The 23839-nt window shown below is 55.6% G+C and carries 21 protein-coding genes and 1 tRNA gene; 3 read left to right on the forward strand and 19 right to left on the reverse strand.

Translation table 11 applies throughout. From position 1 onward, the window contains the following. Positions 1-108: 108 nt before the first annotated feature. From OZX73_RS04395 to OZX73_RS04430, 8 genes are all read right to left on the reverse strand, one after another. Entirely contained in the window at positions 109-1578 is a 1470-nt protein-coding gene (locus tag OZX73_RS04395; RefSeq protein WP_277147909.1) for a UTP--glucose-1-phosphate uridylyltransferase, read from the reverse strand. 256 nt (positions 1579-1834) lie between these two features. Further along, the gene (locus OZX73_RS04400) at positions 1835-3697 is read right to left on the reverse strand and encodes a hypothetical protein (protein WP_277147911.1); all 1863 of its coding nucleotides are present in this window, start codon (positions 3695-3697) and stop codon (positions 1835-1837) included. A gap of 431 nt (positions 3698-4128) precedes the next feature. After that, complete coding sequence (locus tag OZX73_RS04405) at positions 4129-4965, reverse strand: carbohydrate ABC transporter permease (RefSeq protein ID WP_277147914.1); 837 nt, start codon at positions 4963-4965, stop codon at positions 4129-4131. A 28-nt stretch (positions 4966-4993) separates the two neighbouring features. Continuing rightward, positions 4994-5899 carry a sugar ABC transporter permease gene (locus OZX73_RS04410; protein WP_277147916.1) on the reverse strand — a complete coding sequence of 302 codons (906 nt, stop codon included), beginning with the start codon at positions 5897-5899 and terminating at the stop codon, positions 4994-4996. Between the two features lie 155 nt (positions 5900-6054). Then, entirely contained in the window at positions 6055-7332 is a 1278-nt protein-coding gene (locus OZX73_RS04415; protein ID WP_277147919.1) for an ABC transporter substrate-binding protein, read from the reverse strand. A 168-nt stretch (positions 7333-7500) separates the two neighbouring features. Further along, positions 7501-8526: a LacI family DNA-binding transcriptional regulator gene (locus OZX73_RS04420; protein ID WP_277147921.1), complete on the reverse strand. Its 1026-nt coding sequence runs from the start codon at positions 8524-8526 to the stop codon at positions 7501-7503. A gap of 438 nt (positions 8527-8964) precedes the next feature. Next, complete coding sequence (locus OZX73_RS04425) at positions 8965-9123, reverse strand: hypothetical protein (RefSeq protein WP_277147923.1); 159 nt, start codon at positions 9121-9123, stop codon at positions 8965-8967. Positions 9124-9352: 229 nt separating this feature from the next. Next, a complete protein-coding gene (locus OZX73_RS04430) occupies positions 9353-9817 on the reverse strand; it encodes a TetR/AcrR family transcriptional regulator (RefSeq protein ID WP_277147925.1) in 465 nt (154 codons plus the stop codon). A gap of 209 nt (positions 9818-10026) precedes the next feature. Here OZX73_RS04430 and OZX73_RS04435 point away from each other — a divergent pair, with 209 nt between their 5' ends. Continuing rightward, positions 10027-10545 (forward strand): HXXEE domain-containing protein, encoded by a 519-nt coding sequence (locus OZX73_RS04435; protein WP_277147927.1) that lies wholly within the window; start codon positions 10027-10029, stop codon positions 10543-10545. A gap of 179 nt (positions 10546-10724) precedes the next feature. Beyond that, positions 10725-11063, forward strand: a complete 339-nt coding sequence (locus tag OZX73_RS04440) for a DUF2568 domain-containing protein (protein ID WP_277147929.1) — start codon at positions 10725-10727, stop codon at positions 11061-11063. A 317-nt stretch (positions 11064-11380) separates the two neighbouring features. Here OZX73_RS04440 and OZX73_RS04445 read toward each other — a convergent pair. The 3 genes from OZX73_RS04445 to OZX73_RS04455 all read right to left on the reverse strand — a co-directional run bounded on the left by OZX73_RS04445 (position 11381) and on the right by OZX73_RS04455 (position 14583). Beyond that, a tRNA-Pro gene (locus OZX73_RS04445) sits at positions 11381-11454 on the reverse strand. Between the two features lie 220 nt (positions 11455-11674). Beyond that, positions 11675-13810: a bifunctional cytidylate kinase/GTPase Der gene (gene der, locus OZX73_RS04450; protein ID WP_277147932.1), complete on the reverse strand. Its 2136-nt coding sequence runs from the start codon at positions 13808-13810 to the stop codon at positions 11675-11677. Then, positions 13807-14583, reverse strand: coding sequence for a pseudouridine synthase (locus tag OZX73_RS04455; protein ID WP_277147934.1), 777 nt, complete (start codon positions 14581-14583; stop codon positions 13807-13809). Before OZX73_RS04455 ends, der begins: the two co-directional genes overlap by 4 nt. A 187-nt stretch (positions 14584-14770) precedes the next feature. Here OZX73_RS04455 and OZX73_RS04460 point away from each other — a divergent pair, with 187 nt between their 5' ends. Further along, positions 14771-15832, forward strand: coding sequence for an aquaporin (locus tag OZX73_RS04460; protein ID WP_277147936.1), 1062 nt, complete (start codon positions 14771-14773; stop codon positions 15830-15832). Between the two features lie 11 nt (positions 15833-15843). On the opposite strand, the gene OZX73_RS04465 is transcribed toward OZX73_RS04460, so the two are convergent. The 8 genes from OZX73_RS04465 to ruvB all read right to left on the reverse strand — a co-directional run bounded on the left by OZX73_RS04465 (position 15844) and on the right by ruvB (position 23834). Then, entirely contained in the window at positions 15844-16131 is a 288-nt protein-coding gene (locus OZX73_RS04465) for a DUF3017 domain-containing protein (protein ID WP_277150927.1), read from the reverse strand. Positions 16132-16224: 93 nt separating this feature from the next. Then, positions 16225-17898, reverse strand: coding sequence for a bifunctional phosphoribosylaminoimidazolecarboxamide formyltransferase/IMP cyclohydrolase (gene purH / locus OZX73_RS04470; protein ID WP_277147938.1), 1674 nt, complete (start codon positions 17896-17898; stop codon positions 16225-16227). Positions 17899-17932: 34 nt separating this feature from the next. Next, positions 17933-19237, reverse strand: a complete 1305-nt coding sequence (locus tag OZX73_RS04475; RefSeq protein WP_277147940.1) for a DUF6350 family protein — start codon at positions 19235-19237, stop codon at positions 17933-17935. A gap of 53 nt (positions 19238-19290) precedes the next feature. Further along, entirely contained in the window at positions 19291-20226 is a 936-nt protein-coding gene (gene sucD / locus OZX73_RS04480; protein ID WP_277147942.1) for a succinate--CoA ligase subunit alpha, read from the reverse strand. Between the two features lies 1 nt (position 20227). Then, positions 20228-21421, reverse strand: coding sequence for an ADP-forming succinate--CoA ligase subunit beta (sucC, locus tag OZX73_RS04485; RefSeq protein WP_277147944.1), 1194 nt, complete (start codon positions 21419-21421; stop codon positions 20228-20230). 62 nt (positions 21422-21483) lie between these two features. After that, positions 21484-22065 carry an adenine phosphoribosyltransferase gene (locus OZX73_RS04490; protein WP_277147946.1) on the reverse strand — a complete coding sequence of 194 codons (582 nt, stop codon included), beginning with the start codon at positions 22063-22065 and terminating at the stop codon, positions 21484-21486. Between the two features lie 98 nt (positions 22066-22163). Beyond that, complete coding sequence (gene yajC, locus OZX73_RS04495; protein ID WP_277147948.1) at positions 22164-22691, reverse strand: preprotein translocase subunit YajC; 528 nt, start codon at positions 22689-22691, stop codon at positions 22164-22166. An 81-nt stretch (positions 22692-22772) separates the two neighbouring features. Next, on the reverse strand, positions 22773-23834 hold the full coding sequence (ruvB, locus tag OZX73_RS04500) for a Holliday junction branch migration DNA helicase RuvB (RefSeq protein WP_277147950.1): 1062 nt from the start codon (positions 23832-23834) through the stop codon (positions 22773-22775). Positions 23835-23839 lie beyond the last annotated feature (5 nt).

Below are 23839 nucleotides of genomic sequence, written 5' to 3' on the forward strand. Positions count from 1 at the left end.
TCGGGAGCGATGCATTTTAGTCGTATTGTTGAATCGTTTCGTCAAACCTCTTGCGCCGGCCCGTCGTTGGAAGTCAGGTTTGTCCTTCCCTACGAACCGATGTATAACCTACCATGTCCATTCATCAGGTTCGACGCCTTGCGGGCCGACGAATTCGCCGTTCGGCACATAGCTGGGCTTCCCTTGGTCCTCCAGAACCGCGTCGCCATAGAAGACGACGTTGTGTCCGAAGGTCCAGTCGCCGTTGATGGTCACCGAATTGGCTGCCGCCAGTGATGGTATCGCGTACGGGAACCGATTGTTGAAATCCTCGATGTTTCGGTAATATTCGGGGTCGAGGGTGACGTCCGGGAAGAGATAGTTGCCGTCTTCCATCTCGTAGCTGTCGGTGAGATGGAACCGGTCAGAACGCATGATGAAGAGGTCGTCGGTGGTCTTCACGGGAAGGAAGCGCATACGGTCGACCTGCACGCAGATCGCCCCGTCAAACAGCCCGATCGCCGCGCCCATGGCCGTTTCCAGCTGGATCACCTTGGTGGAATCAGGGTCGGTCGGGTCGACGGTCTTGTAGTTGCGGATGATGGGCAGGGGCAGGACGCCATTGTATTGCGTGAGCATTTCCTTCAAAGCGTCGATGCGCACCCAGATGCTGTTGGTGTTGAAATACGGATGCTTAGTGATGTCCTCGGCGGCGTCCTTGTCATCGGGATTGACCTGTGTCATCTCCCGCAGGATCAGGCGACCGGACTTCTTGTCACGCACGAAATGGCCGCCCTTGCGGTCCGCGTAGGTGCGGTTCGCCACCTCGACCATGAACGGCGCGCCCGTGTTCTCGAAATACTGGGCCAATGTGCGCGAGGGCCGGGCTCCGAGGTTGTCGGAATTCGAGATGAAGAGGTATTTGAAGCCCTTCTCTTCCAGGATGTCCAAGAGGCCGGACTCCCAGATGGTCGAGAACAGGTCGCCGTGGCCCGGAGGGCACCATTCGAAGGCTGGATCTTCGGGGAATTCCACCGGCTTGCCGGTCGCCAGGTCGATTTTCGGTTCCTGATGCTGCACGATCTCCATGGGGATGTCTTCCTGATGGAAATCCTTGCTGTGGTTGAGCACCTTCATCGTGTCCTTTGAGGTGCGGAACGAGTTCATCAGCGTCAGCGGCAGCGGGACGTCGAGTCGTTTGCGCGCGGTCGTCACCTGGCCGAGAATAATGTCGATGAAACGCATCTTCTTCGCCTTGTGGCGACGCACCGGCAGCAACGACTTCGCCTTGTCGAGGCCCATCGAGGTGCCCAGACCGCCATTCAACTTCAGGAACGCTGTCTTCGCGAACGCGTGCACGGCCTGGTCGTGGTCGATGGTCTTGTAGACGTCATGGAAACTCGGCACGTCCTGCAACGGCTCGACATCGTCCTCGCGAATCCAGCTGCTGGCGTCGTTATGCTGCCATTCCTTATAGAGTCTCTTGAATTGCGCGACGGCGACATCGCTCATGTTGTGCTCGCGCATCTTTTGCGCCGAGGCTTCGAAGGCGTCTTCCAAGCCGCACCTCTTTCGTAGTCGAGTTTCCTCACTTTTCATCGGCCATGCGTTATCAGCAATGACCAATAAACATAGTTTTCTACTCTACTAGCTTTTCTGAAAGCTTGCTGGAAACTTAAGAAGATGGGTATAAAACAAACGAACAAGACAGTCGTTGGTCGTTCCGATACCGATTCAGAAACATGTGCAGTGGGTCCGCTGAAGACGAATCCCAATCATGAGAAGGCATATCCCGTTGATCTCATCGCGGTGGCAATGAGATCAACCAGACATGCCCTCGAGTTGAATATACAGCTTATCTGGTTTTGACCCGAAGAGTCGCGGATTTACCGCTTGGGATCCGTTCCATGCAACGGACAGCGGCCGAATCGAAGACATGCACCACTTCAGCCTGATAACGTCGGGACTCCTGGTTCACCCAGATGTCCTCAAGCTGATCATTGGCTCCGAGCGCCAGCTGCAGTACCACATTCAGGTTTCTCGGACAACGGTTCGTCACGCACAGCTGGTTCTTCGAATACGAGATATCAATCTGTCCTCCCATAAACGACATATCCTTCAGCTCAAATGACGACCAAGGCACATATGGCGCGACAGTAAGTGTATCGGAAGACTCATCCCTGCCAATTCCGAGGATGTTGTTGAACAGATAGCTTACGAACTCGCCTGCGCACCAACCGCATTTTCCTAGGCTACGTTGCACCTTGGTGGCATTGGCCTCGTCATGGTTGTATGGCCACCACCAGAACGAACCATCCAGATCGGTGGTCTGGCGAATTTTTGCCAGAGCCGTGGCCAGTTCCTCTCGCGTTCCCGCGGAGGCGAGGGACAACAGGTAACTTGGATAGGTGATGCCGTTGCTGTCGTCAAGATCCCAGAAATCGATGTTCTGCATCTTGCGTGTGTAATACGGGTTCTTCGAACTCAACGACCAGCGGGCGTGTTCCCTGATCCTGGAATCGTCTCTTGAGGTGAAACCATAAATCGAGGAAAGCGTCAAATCGCTTTCCTCGCCGTCATGGATTCCGACAAAGTCGCCGTCGCGGTAGACGCCCTCAACGAACATGTTTTTATTGTCGATTTCGCGGGTACATAACGTCTGTATGGCAGTGAAAAGATTCTGGCGGATCTCGCGCAGCTCGGCCGTCTGCTTTTCGGTGAGCAGATCGTTGAAATCGTCAAGCAACGCCACAATTGCGCGCCATGCCAGGATATTGGAGCCGGTATGGAAATCGCCTCTGGAAGGGCCATCGGATATGTATAGGGTTCGGTAAAGACTTCCACCAGAAGGTTTGCAATCGATCAGATAACGCGCCAATGACTGCAGGTAATCGTCCAATTGGGCATTATCCGCCAAAATCCCCTTGCCGTATCGGCGTGCGAGCAATGAACTTAACACCGCCACGGCACAGGCGTTGCCCAGTGAATGCTCGAAGCCGATGGCGTCGGGTTTTATCGTTGCCTCGAATTGCCATGGACGGTCGGGAATGGCGTATTGCACCATCAGGTTCAACGATTTCACCGCAAGGTCCGGGCTGGATTCTATCAGCCCCAAGCAGGTATACATGTAATCCCTGTACCACACATCAGGCTGGGGATTGGCGTTAGATCCTGAAAACGTACCAGCCGCCGTCCCGTCCTCAAGCATCAGCAGGCTTTGCCTCGCCAATTCTTCGGCTCGGGTCAGTATCTCTCCATACCATGGATTCTCGGGCACATGTAGATAGCCGGTACGGGGAAAACGCTCGCGTTGGGTGTCCTTGAAGCTTCTTTGCAGGATTTCCATGGAGCAATCGTCTCTCGCCTCTTGCTCCTTCTTGGTTGAAAACGAGATGACGACTCCGACATACTGCTCCTCATGGGGTTGGATTGTCGACGACATGCTAGAGCTTTTCGCGCTCTGACCCGAGGCGAAGAGTGAACATGTACTATACAACGTGTCGCTTCCCTCGACGCCATGCAGGTCATTGACCACCTCGATTCCGTATCGCCGTTCCGATTCGGTTGGGTTGGCGATCCGCATCATCTCGACGATTTTCAGCGGACGCCTTCGACCTTTCTGCGGGGCGAAAATGGTCGTGGTGACGTGAAGATCGTTGGCGTTATAGCTGTATACCGGGAAGACTCCCCGATGAAACGACAGAGACGGATCGTCCATGGTGGCATGGTCCCCGGTTTTGACACATATACGACAACTCCCCTGCGCGAACGCCAGCCGCTTGTACATATAGATTCCCGCGCCTGATTGCCCACGCGCATCACTGACACTTTCCGCCGTCACGCAACGTCGCAAGGCCCCCTTGCCATCAAACGAGGCAAGAATGCGATTGTTTGAGACGTCAACGCTGAATGGGTAGTTCGTGTAGCGGGGAGGCTGAACCTCAAGCGTTGTCTGTTGAGGCCACTTCAATCCCGCAGCCGCGAAAAACGAATTCGGATTACGTGAGGCACCCCTCGAGTCATAGCCTATGGTTGAAAAATTCTCGTTTTCGAATGTATTTGTTTTCATTTTCACATTGCGTGTCGCACATCTCGATGATGGATATGCAACACGCACTAACCCTAACTGTCTAAATCAATACCGTGATTTTATTTCACCGATCCAGCGACGATCCCACTGGTGAGTTGATGCTGGAAGAACATGTAGAAGATGATCGTCGGGATGATGCTCAGGAGCGACGCGCCCGCAAGCTGGGTGGCGTTGACCACATACTGCCCTTGCAACGGGGCAAGTGCCAGCGGAACTGTTTGGGTGCTGTCCGAAATGAGCAACGACATCGGTATCATGTATTCGTTCCATGTCCAGACGAAGAAGAACACGAACAGCACGCTGATGGTCGGCCAGGATACTGGAAGGATGATCTTCCAGAGGATTTGCCATTTCGAAGCCCCATCCATCACTCCCGCTTCCAGGATCGCCTGCGGGAAGGTCCCGTAGACCGAGGAAAGCAGGTATGTCCCATAAGCGCTTTGGACTATCGAGAAAATGATGATGACCGTTAGCTGTGTGTCGTAGATGCCGATGGCTTTGAACATTACATAGAGCGGATAGAGCAAGGCTTCCTGAGGAGCCATGTTCGCCAGGAGGATGAGCACCAGAATGACGCGGTTGCCCTTCACCCGACCGATGCCCAACGCGAAGGAATTCAGAACCGAAAGGATCACACCGATGATGGCCACGCACACTGAAATGACAATGCTGTTGGTAAGCTTCACAGGGAAGTTTGACGACTTCCAGAAACTGGTGATATTGCTCATGGTCAACGCCTTCGGCAGGGTCAGTGGACCATGCTGGGTGTAATCGGCTTGTGTCTTGAACGCGTTGATGAACAGGATGATGAGCGGGAACAAGATGATGAGTGCCGCAAGAATCATGATGACCAAGGCAAGCCAGTCACCCGCGGTGCGTATATGACGTGATTTCATTTTAAGGTCTTTCAAGCTTTCTTCTTATTCAGTCCTGGTTTTTCTCGACGTGGTTCTGTATGAAGGAGAACACGATGGCAAACACCACGATGACGAGCGTCAAAGCCGTGGAAATCGTCGCGCCATAACCAACTTGCTGAACTTGGAAGAACTGCGTGTACGAATAGTATGAAGGAACGATCGTTTGTCTGCCTGGCCCACCCTTCGTCAGCAGGTACACTGGTCCGAACGTTTTCAGGGCGCCGATGGTTGAGGTGAGGAGAACGACCAGCAATTCCGGGATAATCTCAGGCAAGGTGATCGTGCAGAATTTCCGCCACCAGTTCGCCCCGTCCAATGAGGCGGCCTCGTAAAGCTCCGGATCGACACGTTCCAAGCCGGACATGAAGATCACGATGGGATAACCGAATTGAATCCAAATGAGGATGATCATCAGGACCGGCATCGCCCAAGTCGAGGAGCCAAGCCAGTTGCGTTGCATGCTTCCCAGGCCGATGGCCTTGAGCACCTCGTTGACGGCGCCTTTTTCAGGACGGAATATCCATCCCATGATGATGGTGGCTACGGCGATGGGCAGAATCTGCGGAATGTAGAAGATGCCTCTGAACAACGAGGCCATCCTTCCGCTGAATTTTTTCTGTATGACATCGGAAAGCAACGAAGAGGTCAGCAATCCAAGAATCGTGGGAATGATGGTGACCGCGAGGATCATGAGCAGCGAATGGCCAAACGAAGCCCAAAAATCCTGATCATGGAGTATGCGGGCCCAGTTGGTCAACCCGGTCCATCGTGGCATACCGACACCGCGCCAGCTGGTGAAGCTGATATATACGTTGGCCAGCAGAGGGATAATGATGATGATTAGCAATCCGATTAATCCAGGCAACAGATAGATATTGAAACTATTCGGATGAGCTCCTGGAAGTCTGGACATCCTTTTGTCTTTTTGTTTTTTCATTCCTTACGCCTTTGACATTGATTGGTGTTTAGCTGTCACGGCATAGGCAGGCGTGGCACGACAGCCATGCGAGGCTTGGTCCAAATTGATGGGCTTGCCGTCCACGCCTTGCCTATTGATTGGTAGCGTGACTAATCGAGGATCCCAAGGTCTTTGACACCTTGGTCGTAATAGCCTTTGTACGCGTCAAGCATTTGCTTGCCGGTTATCTCGCCGTTGACGAACTGCTGGAGGCTGGAAGACATGGAGTCATACATATTGGCTCCAGCCCAATCGGGGTAATAGCCTAATACGCCCTTGCTCGCGACCTTCTTGAAATCGTCGATCATCACCTTCAACGAGGGATCCTTGATCGCCGATGGATCATAGGTCAGCGGGATGCCGCCTGCGTTGCCGATGAAGTTCTGGATGTCAGGCTGCAGCGCGCAATTGATGAACTGGGCGGCCATGTCCTTGTGCTTCGCGTTGCGGGGAATGGTCAGGATGTTGCCGGTGCCGCCTTCATAGACATTGGCTCCCGGCCACTCCTTGGACTCCCACTTGAAGTTCTTGGCCTCATCCATGAAACGTCCATGGTTCCAAGTGCCGGTGACGAAAATCGGATGAGTGCCGTTGGTGAATCCCGTGAACGCATCCTCGGATTTCAGTCCAGATACATCCTTGGAGATGTAGCCGGCCTTGAGCCAGGCCTCGATGGTGTTGGTCGCGAAAGTGAAAGGCTCACTGTTCCAGTCGACTTTGCCTTTGTAGAGCTGATAGTCTTCGACGAACTTCTTGTCTGCCTTGCTCAGGACCAGCTGCCACCAAAGCTGCTGCAAGGGATATTCCATGGCCGCTTCGGAAAGCGGCGTGATGCCGTTCTCCTTGAATTTCGCCAGAGCCGAAACGAACTCGTCAAAAGTGTTGGGAATGGGGATGTTGTACTTCGCGAAGAGATCATCATTGTAATACACGCGCTGCATCTCCGCGTAGGTGGGGATGCCGTACCAAGTGTTTCCACCGATGACGCCCTTGCTGGTGTACTTGCCCAAGATTTGGTTCTGCCCCTTGACGATCTTGTCCCAGCCATATTTCTTGACATACGGACCCAGGTCGGAAAGCAGGTTCTGGGTCACCAGCAAGCCGGCGCTCGAATTGCCTCGGTTGGACTCCATCACATCGGGGGCCTTGTCCGAGTTCAGGAACTGGCTACCGTTTTTGGCGATCTGCTCGAACGATTTCCGCTCAAACTTGACCTTCTTGCCCGTCTTTTTCTCGAAAACCTTGATGGTCTGGTTCCATCCCTTGGACTCGGCGCTGCCTTCATCGGCATACCACCACACCGTAAGGGTGTTGCCGTCTTCCTGCGAGCTTGAATTCGACGAGCCGCAGGCGCCTACACCGGCCAACATGGCCAGACTCGTTGCCATTGCAATGATTTTTGTATATACTTTCATAAAGTTTCGCCTTCGAAATCTAAAGTATGGTGTGTTTGTTCTTGCACAACAAGCGCACCATGGTTTATTGGGTTATTGGTTGTGAAACCTCCTTTGTTTCATTGTGTGGAAATCTTTTGGATCCTTGCCGCCTGTCGGTGTTCACGACTTACGGGCGGCAATGGATTCCCTTTCTATCAAGGGACATTTCATATTGATGTGGCTGACCTGACCATCATCCCGTGACTCGAGCTTTTCAATCACCCTTCGTGTGGCCCATTCGCCCATTTTCTTCAATGGCAATTCGATCGTGGTGAGCCCTGGCGACAGCGCCTCCGCCACGAATCGTTGATTGTCGAAACCAACGATTGACAAGTCATCTGGAATCCTGAAGCCAAGGAAGCCGGCAGCCTCGTAGAAGGCCATGCCGATCTGATCGCAGAAGCAACACACGGCGCTCGGACGATTCGGTTGGGAAAGCAGACGGATAGCCACATCGATTGCGGTGGCCGTTTGAACCGACGGAGCCTTCACCACAAGATCGGGATTGAAGGTGATGCCGGATCGCTTGAGAGCGTTCAGATACCCTTTCATTCTCAGATTGGTGGCGACATAACCATCTACACTGCAATATGCGATGCGCTTGTGTCCCTTGGAAATCAAGAGGTTCGTCGCATTGAACGCTCCGCCTTCATCGTCGGGAACGATGGAGTCGATGTCCTTATTTTCATCGGAAGGCTCGCTGTTCAGCAATACCACTGGCAAATCGGCAGGAAGCTCAGGAATGGCGACGGTCCTACGGTCGGGGACGGCGACGATTAAGGCATCGACATTGCGTTGCAACAAAGCGTTGTATGCGCTTTTCTCTTTGCTTTTATCATTATTGGTATCGATGAAAAGCATCAGATAATTACTGTCGAATGCGGCTTTCTGTGCTCCTGCCAGCAACTCGCTCGGGAAAGGAAGAGTGACCACTTGGTTGGAAAGCAGGCCGATGGTGTGCGTCCTTTTTGTTCGCAGGGACTGGGCCAAAGGGTTGGGAGAATATCCATAGTCGTCGGCTATGGCGCGAATGCGTTCGGCGGTGGAGACGCTTACTCTGCCGTCGCTTCGACCACTGAGGACCAAGGAAACCGCTGAGGTGGACACTCCGGACTTGCGTGCGATGTCTTTCATGGTCACCGTCATTGTGTTCACCTCCAGGTTAAACGATTAACTTCGTTCTGAAAGAAAGTTTAAAATAGTCAAACGCGTTTACGGAAACACGACACGCCGTAAAAAGAATAAAATCAAACTAAACATTCTACTTAAATCTGTTTCATTACTTTCGCAATCTTATATCCGTTGACAGTGACTTGATGACTGCTGAAAGTATCGTCATCCGACTTTCTTAGCAATGGATGCGATTGACATCGCGTAAACGTTGTATATCGGATTTGGCCATGCCAAGTCACCGTCGCTTTTTCTCCACAGGCGATTTTGAAGTACCTGCATAAGCTAAGCGATGGCAGCCTGCAACGAGTCCTGTACAGATTGCAATGTTTCATGGTCATGCCTACACAGATACAGTTCCGCTCCTGATTCGAGCCGCCGCAACAGCTCATCGCCCAGCTTGAACAATGCCTCCTAGATATGCCGCTTTTCGCCATACCTTGACCAGATCACATCCAATCGTGTCAGGTTGCCGTCAATCTTCCAGCCTTGCAACTCATCACGGTAGAGAAAATCTTTGTCGGGAGAGCGGTCCCCCAAAGATCGGCCATGTCGGCTGTCCTTCGCCCCCATCAGTGCTTTTCTCGAAAAACGCCCTGAACGGGGCTATGGTGATGCCAAGCCTGTGATGAATAAAGTTGGCTGATTGCTTCCTGGATACATGGGGTTTGAAATGGCGCAAACTATCATGACGGTCCGTTTATTTGATCACATCCGCAAATTATCGTATGTGGAAAATACAATCGCCCGAATATTAATTCTCGTCGGTTTGCCAGGTCCATTCACCACAATCGACAGCTTTTTAACTTAGTTTGCCAGTGCGCTTGGCCACCTGTGACATGAGCGTGGCGGACAAACGGGTTGGGTCGACCGGAGGATCGGCGTCTAGGCTGTCGGTGAGCACGTTCCATAGACCACCGACGACGAACAGATCCGCCAAACGCTCCTCCCCTAATTCAGGCTCATGCCATGGCAAGTTCAACTGCGGGAAACGTCTGGTGAAGACTTCGTTTTGAATTGATATGGCCGAGTCCAACAACCCATTGCTTCTTAACAGTCGAAGACGAGGTGCCCGGTCCAAGAAATACACAAAATAGTGCTGGATCCCTTGGGCGAATGACATACCATCCATTCGTTCATCCTCATCGACTAACCCAACTATAAGTTTTTCAAGGTATCGACGCACCACATCTGTCTTGCCGTCAAAATGCCGATAAAACGTCTTACGTGAGATTTCCGCCTTCGCGGCGATTTCGGAAACAGTCAAGGGCACGAATGAATTCGTTTCCAACTTAGCGAACAGCGCGTCAATGACCCGATCCTCGACTCCGCACCATTACCAGTCATATAAACCTCAATAATTCTGTCTGCAAGGTGACAATTTGATGGATGTGTGTCACCAGGTGGACGTTCGTTCCGTGAGAACCCTACGTTCTTAGGGTAACAAATGTCACCTTTGACGGAAAGGCCGGTATCATGTCGATATTTCTGAGCTTTTGGATCCTGCCCATTGTCTTCATCCTTCACGACTTCGAGGAGATAATCATGGTACCTGCTTGGAAACAGCGGGAATCACCCAACACAAACATCGTCAAGCGGCGGGCCTTCGGTGCAACTACGGACGGGCCGGCGCTTTGCTCCGGTGTCGCCGAGGAAATGGTACTGCTGGTCATCGTCTCCGCCGTTTGCGAACTCACCGGCGACACCACGCTGTATTTGGCAAGTTGCGTGGCCTATACCTTCCATCTTGTTGTGCATATCTTCGCATGCCCATTGGCACATGGCTATATCCCCGGTGTCATCACCGCACTGATCGAGATGCCATTCATGGTCTGGTTCATCATCAGTTACTGGCGTATCGACCGTTCAGGACTGCCGGCTTACCTAATCTGGCAAGTCGCCGCACTCCTGGTGTTTGTCATAAATCTCAAGCTTATCCATACGCTCATGCCAAAGATCCAAGATTTCCTTCGCGACTATGCACAAAGTGAATGACTTCGAAATCACCTACACATCAAACGGAGCACCTTCCATCTGGAATCAAACCCCGCCTTCCCCTCTATATGGAACATCCTAGCTTCAGAAGCTATTGAACAACTAATGCTAAATTGCCTATTATCTTTAATGATGGCAGAAACCATCCCAGTCCAAAATCAAGAAGAGGAATTTTAGCGATGAATATTCTTTCGGCGATTGTAGCCGCGATACGCTTCCTTCTGGAGATAGCCACGGTCATCGGTCTGGTAGCGGGAGGTGGGTTCCTCTCCAAAAATGGTGGAGTCAAGTTCTTGTGGATCGTCATCGGGGTCATCGTAATCATCGTGTGGGCAAGATACGGCGCACCCAGCTCCGCACATGTACTGCCGAAATATGGAAAATTCTGCCTAGAACTTGTCGTTTACACCATCGGTTCAATCGGATTCCTCCGGATCTTCGGCATCTCCATCGGCCTCACCTACATCTTCATCGCAATCATCGACCTCATCCTCATGTACGCCCTTAGCCTCGAATAGCAAAACTTTTGCTGATACCGTTCCAAGACACTCTGGCGTCTGCTGCAGTCAGAGCTCACCGGTAGCCATATAAGATAAAATGCACCATGCTCTATCGAAACAAGAGCCGTCATAAGGCAATAGAACGAACAACAGAATCCCGGAGATGAGAAAACAAAGTCAAATCACTAATAATAAGTTGTTCCGGCGTCGGAAAGTAGGCCGCAAAGTAGACACAAAATGACGGATACCTGCGGTTATCGTGTCTAATCGTGTCTAAAATCGAAAAGCCTGAAATTCCGATGTCTTGAAAACGTTGGAATTTCAGGCTTTTCTCGTCGGGTCGGCGGGATTTGAACCCGCGACCCCTTGACCCCCAGTCAAGTGCGCTACCAAACTGCGCTACGACCCGAACAGTGCAAAGCACCAGTGAGATAGTTTAGCATAAAAACTAGTCGGTACCGCTCTCGGCGTGGCGCAAAGATGGATGGAGCTTGAATATGTCTTCTATCAAGTTAAGAAAAATAGCATTGGCTAGCATAGAGGCAGATTAGAAATACAGGTCGTGAAATTTGGTTGTGTTCACGACCCGTATTTTCACCGATGACATCTTGAATTGATAATTTCCGTTGTTACTTTTTCTTCGACTTGCGCTCGCGGATGTGGATCGAGATTTGGATCGGGGTGCCCTCGAAGCCGAATTCCTCGCGCAGCTGGCGTTCGATGTAGCGGCGGTAGCCGTGCTCGAGGAAGCCGGTGGAGAAGATGACAAAGCGAGGCGGACGCGTCGAGGCCTGCGTCGCAAACAATATACGGGGCTGCTTGCCACCGCGCAACGGGTGCGGGTGCGCGGACTGGATGCGGCCGAGGAACGAGTTCAGCTTGCCGGTCGGTATGCGCTTGTCCCAGGAGCCAAGCGCGGTGTTCATCGCCGCTAGCAGTCGGTTGGTGTGCCAGCCGGTCTTGGCGGAGAGGTTGACGCGCTGAGCCCAGGTGACCTGATCGAATTCGGTCTGCCACAGACGTTCGAGACGCTGACGATCGAAGTCGTCCATCAGATCCCACTTGTTGAACACCAGCACGATGGCGCGTCCGGCGTCCACGGCTTGGCTCATCACTTTGAGATCTTGGTCGGAAATCGGTTGCGAGGCATCGAACAGGACCAGCGCCAGCTCGGAGCGTTCGATGGCTGCCTGCGTACGCAGCGATGAATAGTATTCGGCGCCGGAAAGTTTGTGCAAGCGACGCTTGATGCCGGCGGTGTCAATGAAGAGCCAATCCTCGTCACCGATACGGATGATCTCATCGACCGGATCGCGTGTGGTTCCGGCCAGATCGTTGACGACACTGCGTTCCTCGTGTGCCAGCTCGTTGAGAAGCGAGGACTTGCCGACATTCGGCTTGCCGATCAAAGCGACACGACGCAAATTCGTCGGCGTCAGGAATCCGGAGGTTTTCTTGGCCTTTTTCAGCTTATCGACAGCCACATCGAGCAGGTCGCCCACTCCCCTGCCGTGCATCGCGGAAATCCCGTAAGGTTCGCCCAAGCCGAGCTTCCAGAAATCGGCGGTCAGGTATTCGTTGGAATTGTCGTCGATCTTGTTGACGGCCAGAATCACTGGTTTGCCGCTTTCGCGCAGCATCTTGACGATTCGCGAGTCAGTGGATGTAATACCAACTTGTCCATCAACCACCAGAATCACCGCATCGGAAAGCCCTACCGCCACTTGCGCCTGCGAGGCAATGGCCGATTCGATGCCTTCCACGTCGGTCTCCCAACCGCCGGTATCGACCAGTTTAAAGTCGGTTCCGGCCCATTCCGCGTCATAGCTGACACGGTCACGGGTGACACCTGGGGTATCCTCCACGACCGCCGCGCGGCGGCCCAGGATGCGGTTGACGAGCGTCGATTTGCCGACGTTCGGCCGCCCGACCACGGCGAGCACTCCCACAGCCTTCTGATTGGCCGCAGCTTCGCCGTCAACGGTTTCGCCGGCAAGCAGCGCCTCGTCTTCCTCATCGAGATCGTAGCCTTCGAGGTTCGCGGCATACTGCTTGTATGACTGTTCCTCCGCGGCCGCGTCGACCAGTCCAATGAGCTTATCCAGCGTCTCTTCAAACGTAAGATCGGAATTATCGACGGTTGTGACGCCATCGGCTGCCTCAAGGAAGCTGGTGGCCTTGGAATCGGCCTTGTCGCGGGCAATGACGTTATCGGCACCAACACCAGCGCTTGCAGCAGATTGCCCGGTACGCCGTGCTTGGCGCACTTCCGGGCGCGCGGTCAAGAGCACACGCACTTCCGCGTTCGGAGCAACGACAGTGGTGATATCGCGTCCTTCGGCGACGATTCCGGCACCCTTCGAGAACGAATCGACAGACGTTTCGCGGTTGATATACGCGCGTTGCGCGGCGATCAGTAGATGCCGAACCGGCACGATATTTGAGACCTTCGAGACATGCGAAGAGACGTTGGAATCACGAATCGCCTTGCTGATATCCTCGTCGTCCACCAAAACCTTGGGGTCATCAGGGTCGACACCGATATCGAAGTGATCACCGGTGAACAAGTCCCCCACCATTTCGGTGATGGCCTGTTCGTCGACAACGTCGGCATCCAAATCGGCACCTTGCTTGAGGCACCACCAAGCGGCGGCGCGATACATCGCGCCGGTGTCGAGGTAGGCATAGCTGAAATACTTGGCCAGTGCCTTGGAAGTCGAGGATTTGCCCACTCCCGCGGGCCCGTCAATGGCTACTCGTATCACAGACCCACCTCCTTGGCGAGCGAACGGACTTCCGTCTGCGAAAGCACGCGATACGAACCTGGTTTCAAATCGCCGAGCTTGATGGGTCCGATCTGCGTACGCACGAGCCTGCGCACCGGGAAGCCGACGGCTCCGAAGATGCGGCGGACGATGCGGTTCTTGCCCGAATGCAGCACCACCTTGACGATGGTCTGGTCGCGTGAGGAATCGATGATGGCGCAATGGTCGAGGCGGATGAGCCCGTCGTCCAGATTGACGCCCTGGGTCACCAACCGCCGGCAAATGTTGCCGCTGATGCGCCCGTCAAGTGTGGCCACATACGTCTTCTTGACCTCGTACCTAGGGTGCATGACGTGCTGGCTGAGCTCGCCGTCGTTCGTCATCAGAATGAGGCCTTCGGTCTCGTAATCCAGACGCCCCATGTGGAAAATGCGCTCGTACTTGTCCCCCACGATGTCCCGAAGCGTATAGCGTCCCTTCGGGTCGTCCATAGTCGAAAGCACCTTCTTGGGTTTGTTCAACGCCAAGGTGATGTGCTTGTTGTTGAGGCGGATCCTTGACCCGTCCACGCGGATCTGCTGGTTGGACGGATCGACTCGGGTGCCGAGCTCGGTCACCAATTCCCCGTCAACCTCCACCCGGCCTTCGGTGATGATCTCCTCGCATTTGCGCCGCGAGCCGAAACCGGCCTGCGCCAAAAGCTTTTGAAGGCGAATCCCTTCATCGTAATTTTCCTGATGCGCCTTTTCGGCGTGTGAATATGCGTGTGGCATCGTTCTCCCAACGTGGCCTTGCGAAACGTGCTATTCCGCCGTTCCGTCGCGTACTGTTTCTTTGCGTGCTTCCAAAGTCTCTTCAAATAGACGCAAATCAAGATAATTATACAGTACTTACCCGCCCTTTGCTATCATGTTGATTCGTATGGCGTCAATTCGCCAAATGTCGATAAAAGGAACCGTGATGACGCAACAACAAGCACAGCACACCAGCAAAAAACATGCACATGGCATATCATTCCCGGGCATCGGCGGTGAGCTCGTCGGGAGCTTCCTGATCTTCCTGGCTATCTACCTCGTATCGGCCCTGAGCCCGGCGTTGTACGGCCCAAGCGCGTTGCTGGTCGCGGCGGCCACCGGTCTGGCCTACGCCTCCATGACCTTCATCTTCGGCAAGTTCTCCGGCGGACAGTTCAACCCCGCAGTGAGCCTGGCCGCGATGCTCGTCGGCAAAACCGGCTTCCTGAACGGAATCTGCTATATCATCGCGCAGGTCCTTGGCGGCATCGCAGCGGGCGCCGTCGTCAAGCTCGTATTGCCGACTTCCAAGGCCGCACCGGCCAAGATGTGGTTCACCAACGCGGTCAACGGTTATGACCAGGGATCCATCTCCTCCACCCAGCTTCATCAGGCCGGCGTCAGCTTCGGCGTTCTTTTCGCGGTGATCGTCGAAGTCGCCGCGTCCATCGTGATTGTTGCCGCCGCGGTTCGTTCCATGGATGACAACGGCAAGGCCACCTCCCGTTCCGCGGCGATTATTGGCGCCGCCTACGCTCTTGGTGTCGCGTTCACCTATCCGATCACCGGCGCGGCGCTGAACCCGGCCCGTTCCACCGGCATCGCCATTTTCGCCAGCAAGGTCGGCTTGGCGGTCGATCCGCTGAAGCAACTGTGGATCTTCTGGATCTGCCCGATCTTGGCCGCGGCCATCGTTTCCATCGTCATCATCATCGCGCAGATGATCTCCACCAAACAGCCCGGGCCGGTGAAAACCGCTGATGTCGACACTGACGAAGAGGCCGCCAACAAGCACTCGAAGTTCCAAATGCCTTATCTCGAGGATTCAGCCGAAGCCACAACCGTGGAGAAATCGGATGATGCCGCCGATAGTGACGAAACCGTCGAAAGCTTCGACATCAAGAACGGCGAGACCGCCGATAGCGGGACTTCAGACGACGAGACCGTCGAGAGTTTCGATATCAAGCATGACGAAACCGGATCTGACGAGGATTCGGAAAACAAGTAAAAAGCGCAGACTCAGACGAGGAGTTGGATGCTGAAGTAGACAACCAGCAAACCGATTCCCAAGGCGATGCCGATAAAGGTGTCGAAGCCGACTGAGCGGATTTTCCAGGGGCTGCGGTCCTTGAGAATCAAACGGATCAGCGCTGTGATGATGGCCGTCGCGGAGAATATCGCCGTGGCGGCCATCGTGTGTCCAAGGCCTGCCAGCACCGCCGCGACCACCACGACGGCGAGCACGCCCCACTCGAAGGCGGGTTTGCCCTCGTGCGCTTCGGAGACATAGGGGTGCTTGTCGGACATCATCTTTCCTTTACAACAGAAAATAATTTACCGGTACGCCAGCCAGTCTAGCCGCGTACCGGTATTTTGCTTTGTTTGGGCAGTTCCTTCCGCTCAGTGGAAGAAGTGCCGGGTCCCGGTCAGATACATCGTGATGCCACGTTTCTGCGCCGCCTCGATCACTTCCTTGTCGCGGATCGAGCCTCCCGGCTGTACGATGGCCTTCACCCCCGCGTCGATCAACGTCTCCGCGCCATCGGCGAACGGGAAGAACGCGTCGGAGGCGGCGACGGAGCCCTTGGAACGATTGGCGCCGTCAGCGAGTGTGTTGGCGCGTTCAACGGCGAGATGGCAGGAATCCACACGATTGACTTGGCCCATGCCGATGCCCACGGTGGCCTCGTCGTGGGCCAGCAGCACGGCATTGGATTTCACACAGCGGATGGCCCGCCAGGCGAACTCCAGGTCCTTGAGGGTCTTGGCATCGGCCTGTTCCCCGGAGACGAGCTTCCAAGTCTCCGTATGGTCGCCAGGAGCGTCGATCCTGTCGATGGACTGCACGAGGATGCCGCCATCGATCTGTCGGAATTGGATATCGGTATGCGGGCGTTGCGCCACTTTGAGGATGCGCAAGTTCTTCTTGTGGGCCTTCAGCAACGCCAACGCATCAGGTTCGTAGTCGGGGGCGACGATGACCTCGGTGAAGATGGGACGGACGTTCTGGGCCATCTCCATGGTGACGGTCGTGTTGGCCGCGATGACGCCGCCGTATGCGCTCATTGGATCGCAGGCGTGCGCCTTCAAGTGGGCCTCGGCCACTGTCTTGCCGATGGCGAGACCGCATGGGTTGTTGTGCTTGCATACCGCCACGGCGATCTCGGGGGCAAAGTCCCAGACCGCACGCCAGGCGGCGTCGGCGTCGACGTAGTTGTTGTAGCTCATGGGCTTGCCGCCCAGCTGCTGCGCATGCGCGAACCCGGTCTGGTCAAGCGCATCGACGTAGAGGCTGGCCTGTTGGTGGGGGTTCTCGCCATAGCGGAGCCCATGGGCGTAATCCCAGGTGCGTGTCAGATGCGCCGGGAACATCGCCGTGTCTTTCGGTTTTGTGGCATCTTCCAGTTGCGCATTCTGTGTATTCTCGGCTTCGCCGGACACCGTGGACTCATTGACGTTGAGAGTCTGGGGCTTCTGCCAATGGTTACGCGTCCACTCGGCGATCGTCGCGTCGTACGCCGCCGTGGTCTCGAACGCCTTGGCTGCCAGCCAGCGACGTTCCTTCAGCGAGAATCCCTCACCGTTGGCCACACGTCGCGCCGCCAAGCCGTATTCGGCCGGATCGGTGATGACGGCCACGCTGGCGCTGTTCTTCGCGGCGCCACGGATCATTGACGGTCCGCCGATGTCGATTTTCTCGATGATGTCCGCGCTCGACGCCCCTGAACGCACGGTGTCGGCGAAGGGATACAGGTTCACCACCACAAGGTCGAATGGTTTGATGTCAAGGTTCTTCAGTTCCTCGGCCTGCGCTGGATTGGTCATATCCGCCAAAATGCCAGCATGGATATGAGGATCCAAGGTCTTGACCCGTCCGCCAAGACTCTCCGGAAAACCGGTCACCTGCTCGACCGCGGTCACCTTGACGCCCAGCTCGGCAAGCCGTTTCGCCGTGGACCCAGTGGAGACGACTTCCGTGCCCGCTTTGATGAAGGCGTTGGCCAATTCCTCGATGCCGGTTTTATCGTAAACCGACACCAATGCGCGCCGTATACAACGGTTTGTGTCTGTCATCTGCTGCTCCCTAGTGGTTGGTGAATGACAAAATCTATGGTTTTTCAGAGCCTGAATCCGTCTCAGACGATATGGCCCCGGCCATATCATCCATGGAATCAAGTGGGGATGGATCCTCGGCATTGGAAATATCTTCCGGCCGTTTTTCTTCCGAAACATCACGGGAATGCAGGTAGCCGAACAACAGGCGCAAAGCGAACACCATCGCGACCACCACGACGGCAACGAGCCAAGCCAGCGAGAAGCCGATGGTGCTGGGCAGGCAGACCACACGTGACGAGGCTATGGGATCGACACCCACGTGCGCCAAGCGGTGTTGGCCCAACGCGCCGGAGGAAAGGTTGAAGATGATGTTCATGACTATCGCCATCAACCCACTGGTCAGGCAGAAGGAGAGGATAGGATAGATGAACTGGCCGATGGTCTTGCCGGCTTTGAACGGTTCGTCGGGCTTGCCTGCACCGATTGCGAAGCAACGTGGCAGGAACAGCTCAAACAACGACAAAAGGAATCCGCAAGCCAAAGGAATCGATATCAGGCAAAGGCGAAGCAGATCGTTGCTGATGGCCTGTGGGAAGATGGCGAAAACCGGAACAGCCGGAAGGCCTGCGGCATGGTCGTTCCACAACGAGAAAGCCGCGAGGTCTCCGATGGAGAATCCGCCGCCGAAGAGCCACGAGAGCGCCCAGAGGCAAAGGTTCGGCAGCCACGCCAAGGTGCATATCGTGGTCATGATCCGCGAACCGGTTTGCATGCCAGCCAGATGGAAGACACGGACCATGGCGCTTTGGTTGGTAACGACCCAAACAATGACCGTAATCAAGCCCATGGCAAGATAACCGTGAACAAGGACCACCGCATTGAACAGGCCCAGCTTCAATGAACTCGACAACCGTTCGGAGACATTGTCCTTGATGAATGCACCAACGGTTTTGGTCGTCGCCGACTTGGGAACGGCGCCGATCAGGAACGCAATCGTGAAGAAGACCGCCGTCTTGGCCAGCACCACCCAAATCGGGTCTTCAAGGATTACCGCGACGTTCTGCGTGAACACCCACATGACGGCCACCCATACCAACAACCCGACGATATAGGCTTTCGGGCTACGCGAGAGTTTTTGCGTCAGCCATGCCACCAGCCAGATCAACAATCCGGTCAGGAGCAACGGGGTGATGGTCATGGTGATGGCGCCGGCGTGGAATCCCACGCCTTGGCTGAGCAGGACCACGGCCAAGGTCAGCGACACCGAGAAATTGGAGAGAGCGCCTCCGCCCTCTTCCATCGATATCACGAGCAACGTGAGCGCCATGAACAGACCCAGCGTGATCGTGAATATCATCGATCCGCCTAGGGCTATCGCCAGCCCTTTCATCCATGGTCGCTGGCTTTTGCTCATGCCTGGGTGGTACCGCCGTTCACGATCTCACGGAGCAATTGGGCCGCTTGGCCCGGTGTCTTGCCCACGGGAATGCCAGCGGCTTCAAGAGCCTCTTTCTTGTCTTGCGCCGTCCCCTTGCCTCCGGAAACGATGGCGCCGGCATGGCCCATCTGCTTGCCTTCAGGGGCGGTGAAGCCGGCGATGTAGGCGACCACGGGCTTGCTCATGTGGGCTTTGGCCCAGGCCGCGGCGTCCTGCTCGGCGTTGCCGCCGATCTCGCCGATCATCATGATGGCTTTGGTGTTGTCGTCGGCCTCGAACTGCTGCAACGCCTCGACCAGCGTCGTGCCGACGATGGGGTCGCCGCCGACGCCTAGGCACGCGGTGAAACCGATGTCCGAAAGCTCGCCCATCAGCTGGTAGGTCAGCGTCCCCGACTTGGAGACCAAGCCAAGCGGGCCAGAGGAGACGATGCCGTCGGGAATGATGCCGAGATTGATGCCCTTGTCCGAAGTGTCCTTCGATTCTGGGAGTTTCAACAGTCCTGGGCAATTGGGGCCGATGATCCTGATGCCCTTCTGCAATGCGAGTTCCACGCAATAGGCGGTGTCGGCCACAGGAATGCCCTCGGTGATGACCACGATGAGCTCGATGCCGGCCTCGATGGCCTCAAGCATGGCGCTTTTGGCGAAGCGGGGCGGCACGAAGATCACACTCGCCCTGGCTCCGGTCGCCTCTTTCGCCTCCATGCAGGTGGCGTAGACGGGGATATCAAGGTCCTTGCCGGTCTCATCAATGTGGAAAGCGACTTTCTGGCCCGCCTTGCGTGGGTTGACGCCGCCGACGATGTTGGTGTCTGCGTTCAGCATACGGCCGGTATGGGTCATTCCCTGATGACCGGTCATGCCTTGGACGATGACAGGGGCGTTGTCTTCGATGAACAGTGCCATATCAGTTGGCCTCCTTGCCGGATTTCGCGAGTCTCGCCGCCTGCTGGGCGGCCTCTTCCATGGTTGAGCTGACATGGATGTTCGGCTTGCTGGCGTCCTTGAGTATCCTCAACCCCTCTTGCGCCGCGTTGCCGTCGAAACGGACCACAATCGGCTTGGAGACGTTGAGCTCATCGAGGGCGCTGAGGATGCCGCGGGCCACCTCATCGCACGCGGTGATGCCGCCATAGACGTTGACGAACACGGATTGGACCTGCGGGTCCGAAAGGACGATGGAAAGGCTGGTGCTCATGACTTCGGCCGAGGCGCCTCCGCCGATATCGAGGAAATTGGCCGGTTTGACGCCGGTCCCCTGTTCCTCGCCGGCTCCGGAGACCGCGTCGAGCGAGCTCATCACCAGCCCTGCCCCGTTGCCGATGACTCCGACTTCGCCTTTCAGATGGACATAATGCAGGCCGTGCTGCTTGGCGCGCTCCTCGAACGGATCAGTGTGGGTGGTGTCGGCGAAGCGTTTCCATCCATCGTGGCGGAAGGCCGCGTTGTCGTCCAAAGAGATCTTCGCGTCCAACGCGCAGAGCTTCTTGGACGATTCGTCATCCGGGTCGCCGATCTTGGCAAGCGGGTTGATTTCCACCAATGTGGCGTCGTTGTCTTTGAAGCATTTCCACATCTTCAAGAGCACGTCGGCGGCCTGGTCGACATCGGCATGGTAGAAACCGATGGATTCGGCCATTTTGCGTGCGGCCTCGATATCAAAATCCTCGAGTGCGCTGATGTGCAGGCGCTTCACCGATTCCGGGTGCTCGCGTGCGATCTCCTCGACTTCGGTGCCGCCGTTGGCGGTGGCCAGCACATCGAAATCTCGCGATGTGCGATCGAGTGAGATGGAGACGTAATACTCATGGAGCACGTTTTTGGCTTCGGCCACCAACACGCCGCTGACCTTGTGGCCGCGGATGGTCATCGGCAGGATCTGCTCAGAGGAGAGGATGGCCTCGTCCTGGTCTTTGGCGAGCTTCACCCCGCCAGCCTGGCCGCGATGCCCTGTGCGGACCTGGGCCTTGACGACGCAAGGATAGCCGATCTTGTCCGCGGCCTCGGCGACCTCATGCGAATTCTGGGCGAAGATGCCCTGCGGCGTGTCGATGCCTTGCTCCTCGAGAAGCTGTCTTGCCTGATACTCATAGAGATCCATAGAACCCTCTTACTTGCTGTTATTCGTTCGACCCATGTTCCGCCCGATATTCCAAACGAAAGTCAGGCAGGCATCGTCACCAAGGAACTGATGGGCGAGTCGCCGAAATCATCACGGCCTGAAAGCCCGATGAGCTCCATCACGAAGCTGAAGCCCACGACCTCCCCGCCCGCCTTGGTGATCAGGTCGGCCGCGGCCTTGGCGGTGCCACCGGTGGCCATCAGGTCATCGACAATGAGGACCTTGTCACCCGGTTTGATGGCGTTCTTCTCAATCTGGACCGTCGCCTCGCCATATTCCAGAGAATAGCTCTGGCTCAACGTCTCCGGGGGTAGCTTGCCCGCCTTGCGCACGGCAAGGAAACCTTTGCCCAGCTGGGCCGCAAGCGGCGGACCGATGAGGAATCCGCGGGCCTCAAGGCCAGCGATGTAATCGAAGGAATCGACCGGAACGGGCAACGCCAGCTCCAGCGCCTTCATCATGATGGAGAAGCCACGAGAATCGGCCAAAACCGGAATGAAATCGCGGAACAGCACGCCTTCCTTGGGAAATCCGGGAATGGTGCGAATCAAGGAGACCATGTATTGGGCGTCCTCAGCCCCTACCTTGTCGAGTTCTGTGATGGTGATGTCCGAATCAGTCATGTGCCAAGCCTTTACTGCCGATGATGTTATTGGTTGGTGAGACAGATGGCGTGGCAACGCACATACGTCGCGGAACAGGCCATCTGCATTGGAATCCGTTACTGTTTGCTGTCTTCCCCGCCATCATGCTCATCGGCGCTTTGAGATGGGGATTCGGGCGTGGACTCTGGATCCTCTGCGTTTTCCACAGAATCCTCTTCGGATTCCGCGTTGTCGTCAAAAGGCTTCTGAGCCTCGTTGTCGTCACGCGCCGAAGACTCGCCGGCCGCGTCCTGCGGTGCCTCAGAGCTTGCGTTCTCTTCTTCCGGGTTGATGGGATTGCCGTCCTCGTCCACTTCGTCATCGTCGATGAAGGCGGGACGTTCGTATGTCTTGTTGATGGCACGGAAGGTGAAACGGAGCTTGGAGCCTTCGGAATCGATGACGATCTCCTCATACTTCTCATCGACAGAGACGACGCTGCCGATGATGCCGCCAATGGTCTGCACCAGTTGGCCGGGCTGCAACGACGAACGGAAATCCTTCACCTGGTTCTGCTGTTGCTTCTGCTTATGCGACGACCACCACATCATGGCGGCCATCAGGACGATAAGGACGATGATGAAAATTGAATTGCCACCGGGCACTTGGAACTCCTATCGAACGGATATTCTGGCGTGGACCACAGATATGTCCAGCTCTTTTAAATATGTCTAACATATCGGATTTTAGAATAACTTGCTGACATCATCCTTGGGAACAAGCCCCAGATGACGCCAGGCTTTTTCGGTCGCGACGCGGCCCTTGGGCGTGCGCATGAGGAAACCCTCACGCACCAGATAAGGCTCGCAGACCGTTTCCACCGTTTCTGATTCCTCGCCGACCATCGCCGCCAGGTTGTTGAGCCCGACGGGTCCGCCGTCGAAATTCTTGACGATGGCGTTCAACACCGCCAGGTCGAGTCTATCCAAGCCTTCGGAATCGATCTGGTAGAGCGCCAACGCCTCTTCGACGTCATCGGGGTTGACTTGATCGAGATCGTGGACGATCGCCCAGTCGCGTACACGGCGCAACAAGCGGTTGGCGATTCGCGGTGTGCCACGGCTGCGCAGGGAAAGCTGCTTGGCGCTCCCCTCGCCCAGGTTGATGCCAAGCACCGAGGCGCTGCGCTCAATCAACCGTTCCAGCTCCTCATGGGGATAGAAATCCAGATGAGCGGTGAACCCGAAGCGCGCGCGAAGCGGCGAAGGCAGCATGCCTTCACGTGTGGTGGCGCCGATGACGGTGAAACGCGGCAACGTCAATGGAATCGAGGAGGCGCCAGGTCCTTTGCCCACCATGACGTCGACGCGGAAATCCTCCATAGCGATATAGAGCAGTTCCTCGGCTGGGCGAGGCAGACGATGGATCTCATCGATGAACAGCACTTCGCCCTCATCGAGCGAACTCAGAATCGACGCCAAATCGCCGGCATGTTGGATGGCCGGGCCCGAGGTGACGCGGATGGGGACCTGCAGCTCGTTGGCTACGATCATCGCCAACGTGGTCTTGCCCAGTCCTGGAGGGCCTGCCAGCAAAATGTGGTCCGGCGGCACGTCGCGTTTTCTCGCGGCATCCAAAAACAACTGCAGCTGCGCCTTGAGCAAAGGTTGGCCGATGAAGCCCTCAAGCGCCCGTGGACGAAGCTCCTCGTCGCTGACCGGCTCGTTGCCGATGGGCTCGGAGGAGATCATGCGTAACGACTCCTCGTTGGCGCCGCTATTGGATTGTGGTGTTGAAGTTTCCGCCATGATCT

Origin of the sequence: Bifidobacterium sp. ESL0775, from assembly GCF_029395475.1 — a bacterium.
Lineage (GTDB): Bacteria > Actinomycetota > Actinomycetes > Actinomycetales > Bifidobacteriaceae > Bifidobacterium.

Bases quoted from the DNA above. Each gene is read 5' to 3' on its own strand.
- OZX73_RS04395 (WP_277147909.1), bottom strand. From the start codon at position 1,578: ATGAAAAGTGAGGAAACTCGACTACGAAAGAGGTGCGGCTTGGAAGAC.
- OZX73_RS04400 (WP_277147911.1), bottom strand. From the start codon at position 3,697: ATGGACGATCCGTCTCTGTCGTTTCATCGGGGAGTCTTCCCGGTATAC.
- OZX73_RS04405 (WP_277147914.1), bottom strand. From the start codon at position 4,965: ATGAAATCACGTCATATACGCACCGCGGGTGACTGGCTTGCCTTGGTC.
- OZX73_RS04410 (WP_277147916.1), bottom strand. From the start codon at position 5,899: ATGTCCAGACTTCCAGGAGCTCATCCGAATAGTTTCAATATCTATCTG.
- OZX73_RS04415 (WP_277147919.1), bottom strand. From the start codon at position 7,332: ATGGCAACGAGTCTGGCCATGTTGGCCGGTGTAGGCGCCTGCGGCTCG.
- OZX73_RS04420 (WP_277147921.1), bottom strand. From the start codon at position 8,526: ATGACGGTGACCATGAAAGACATCGCACGCAAGTCCGGAGTGTCCACC.
- OZX73_RS04425 (WP_277147923.1), bottom strand. From the start codon at position 9,123: ATGGGGGCGAAGGACAGCCGACATGGCCGATCTTTGGGGGACCGCTCT.
- OZX73_RS04435 (WP_277147927.1), top strand. From the start codon at position 10,027: ATGTCGATATTTCTGAGCTTTTGGATCCTGCCCATTGTCTTCATCCTT.
- OZX73_RS04440 (WP_277147929.1), top strand. From the start codon at position 10,725: ATGAATATTCTTTCGGCGATTGTAGCCGCGATACGCTTCCTTCTGGAG.
- OZX73_RS04455 (WP_277147934.1), bottom strand. From the start codon at position 14,583: ATGCCACACGCATATTCACACGCCGAAAAGGCGCATCAGGAAAATTAC.
- OZX73_RS04460 (WP_277147936.1), top strand. From the start codon at position 14,771: ATGACGCAACAACAAGCACAGCACACCAGCAAAAAACATGCACATGGC.
- OZX73_RS04465 (WP_277150927.1), bottom strand. From the start codon at position 16,131: ATGTCCGACAAGCACCCCTATGTCTCCGAAGCGCACGAGGGCAAACCC.
- purH (WP_277147938.1), bottom strand. From the start codon at position 17,898: ATGACAGACACAAACCGTTGTATACGGCGCGCATTGGTGTCGGTTTAC.
- OZX73_RS04475 (WP_277147940.1), bottom strand. From the start codon at position 19,237: ATGATATTCACGATCACGCTGGGTCTGTTCATGGCGCTCACGTTGCTC.
- sucD (WP_277147942.1), bottom strand. From the start codon at position 20,226: ATGGCACTGTTCATCGAAGACAACGCCCCTGTCATCGTCCAAGGCATG.
- sucC (WP_277147944.1), bottom strand. From the start codon at position 21,421: ATGGATCTCTATGAGTATCAGGCAAGACAGCTTCTCGAGGAGCAAGGC.
- OZX73_RS04490 (WP_277147946.1), bottom strand. From the start codon at position 22,065: ATGACTGATTCGGACATCACCATCACAGAACTCGACAAGGTAGGGGCT.
- ruvB (WP_277147950.1), bottom strand. From the start codon at position 23,834: ATGGCGGAAACTTCAACACCACAATCCAATAGCGGCGCCAACGAGGAG.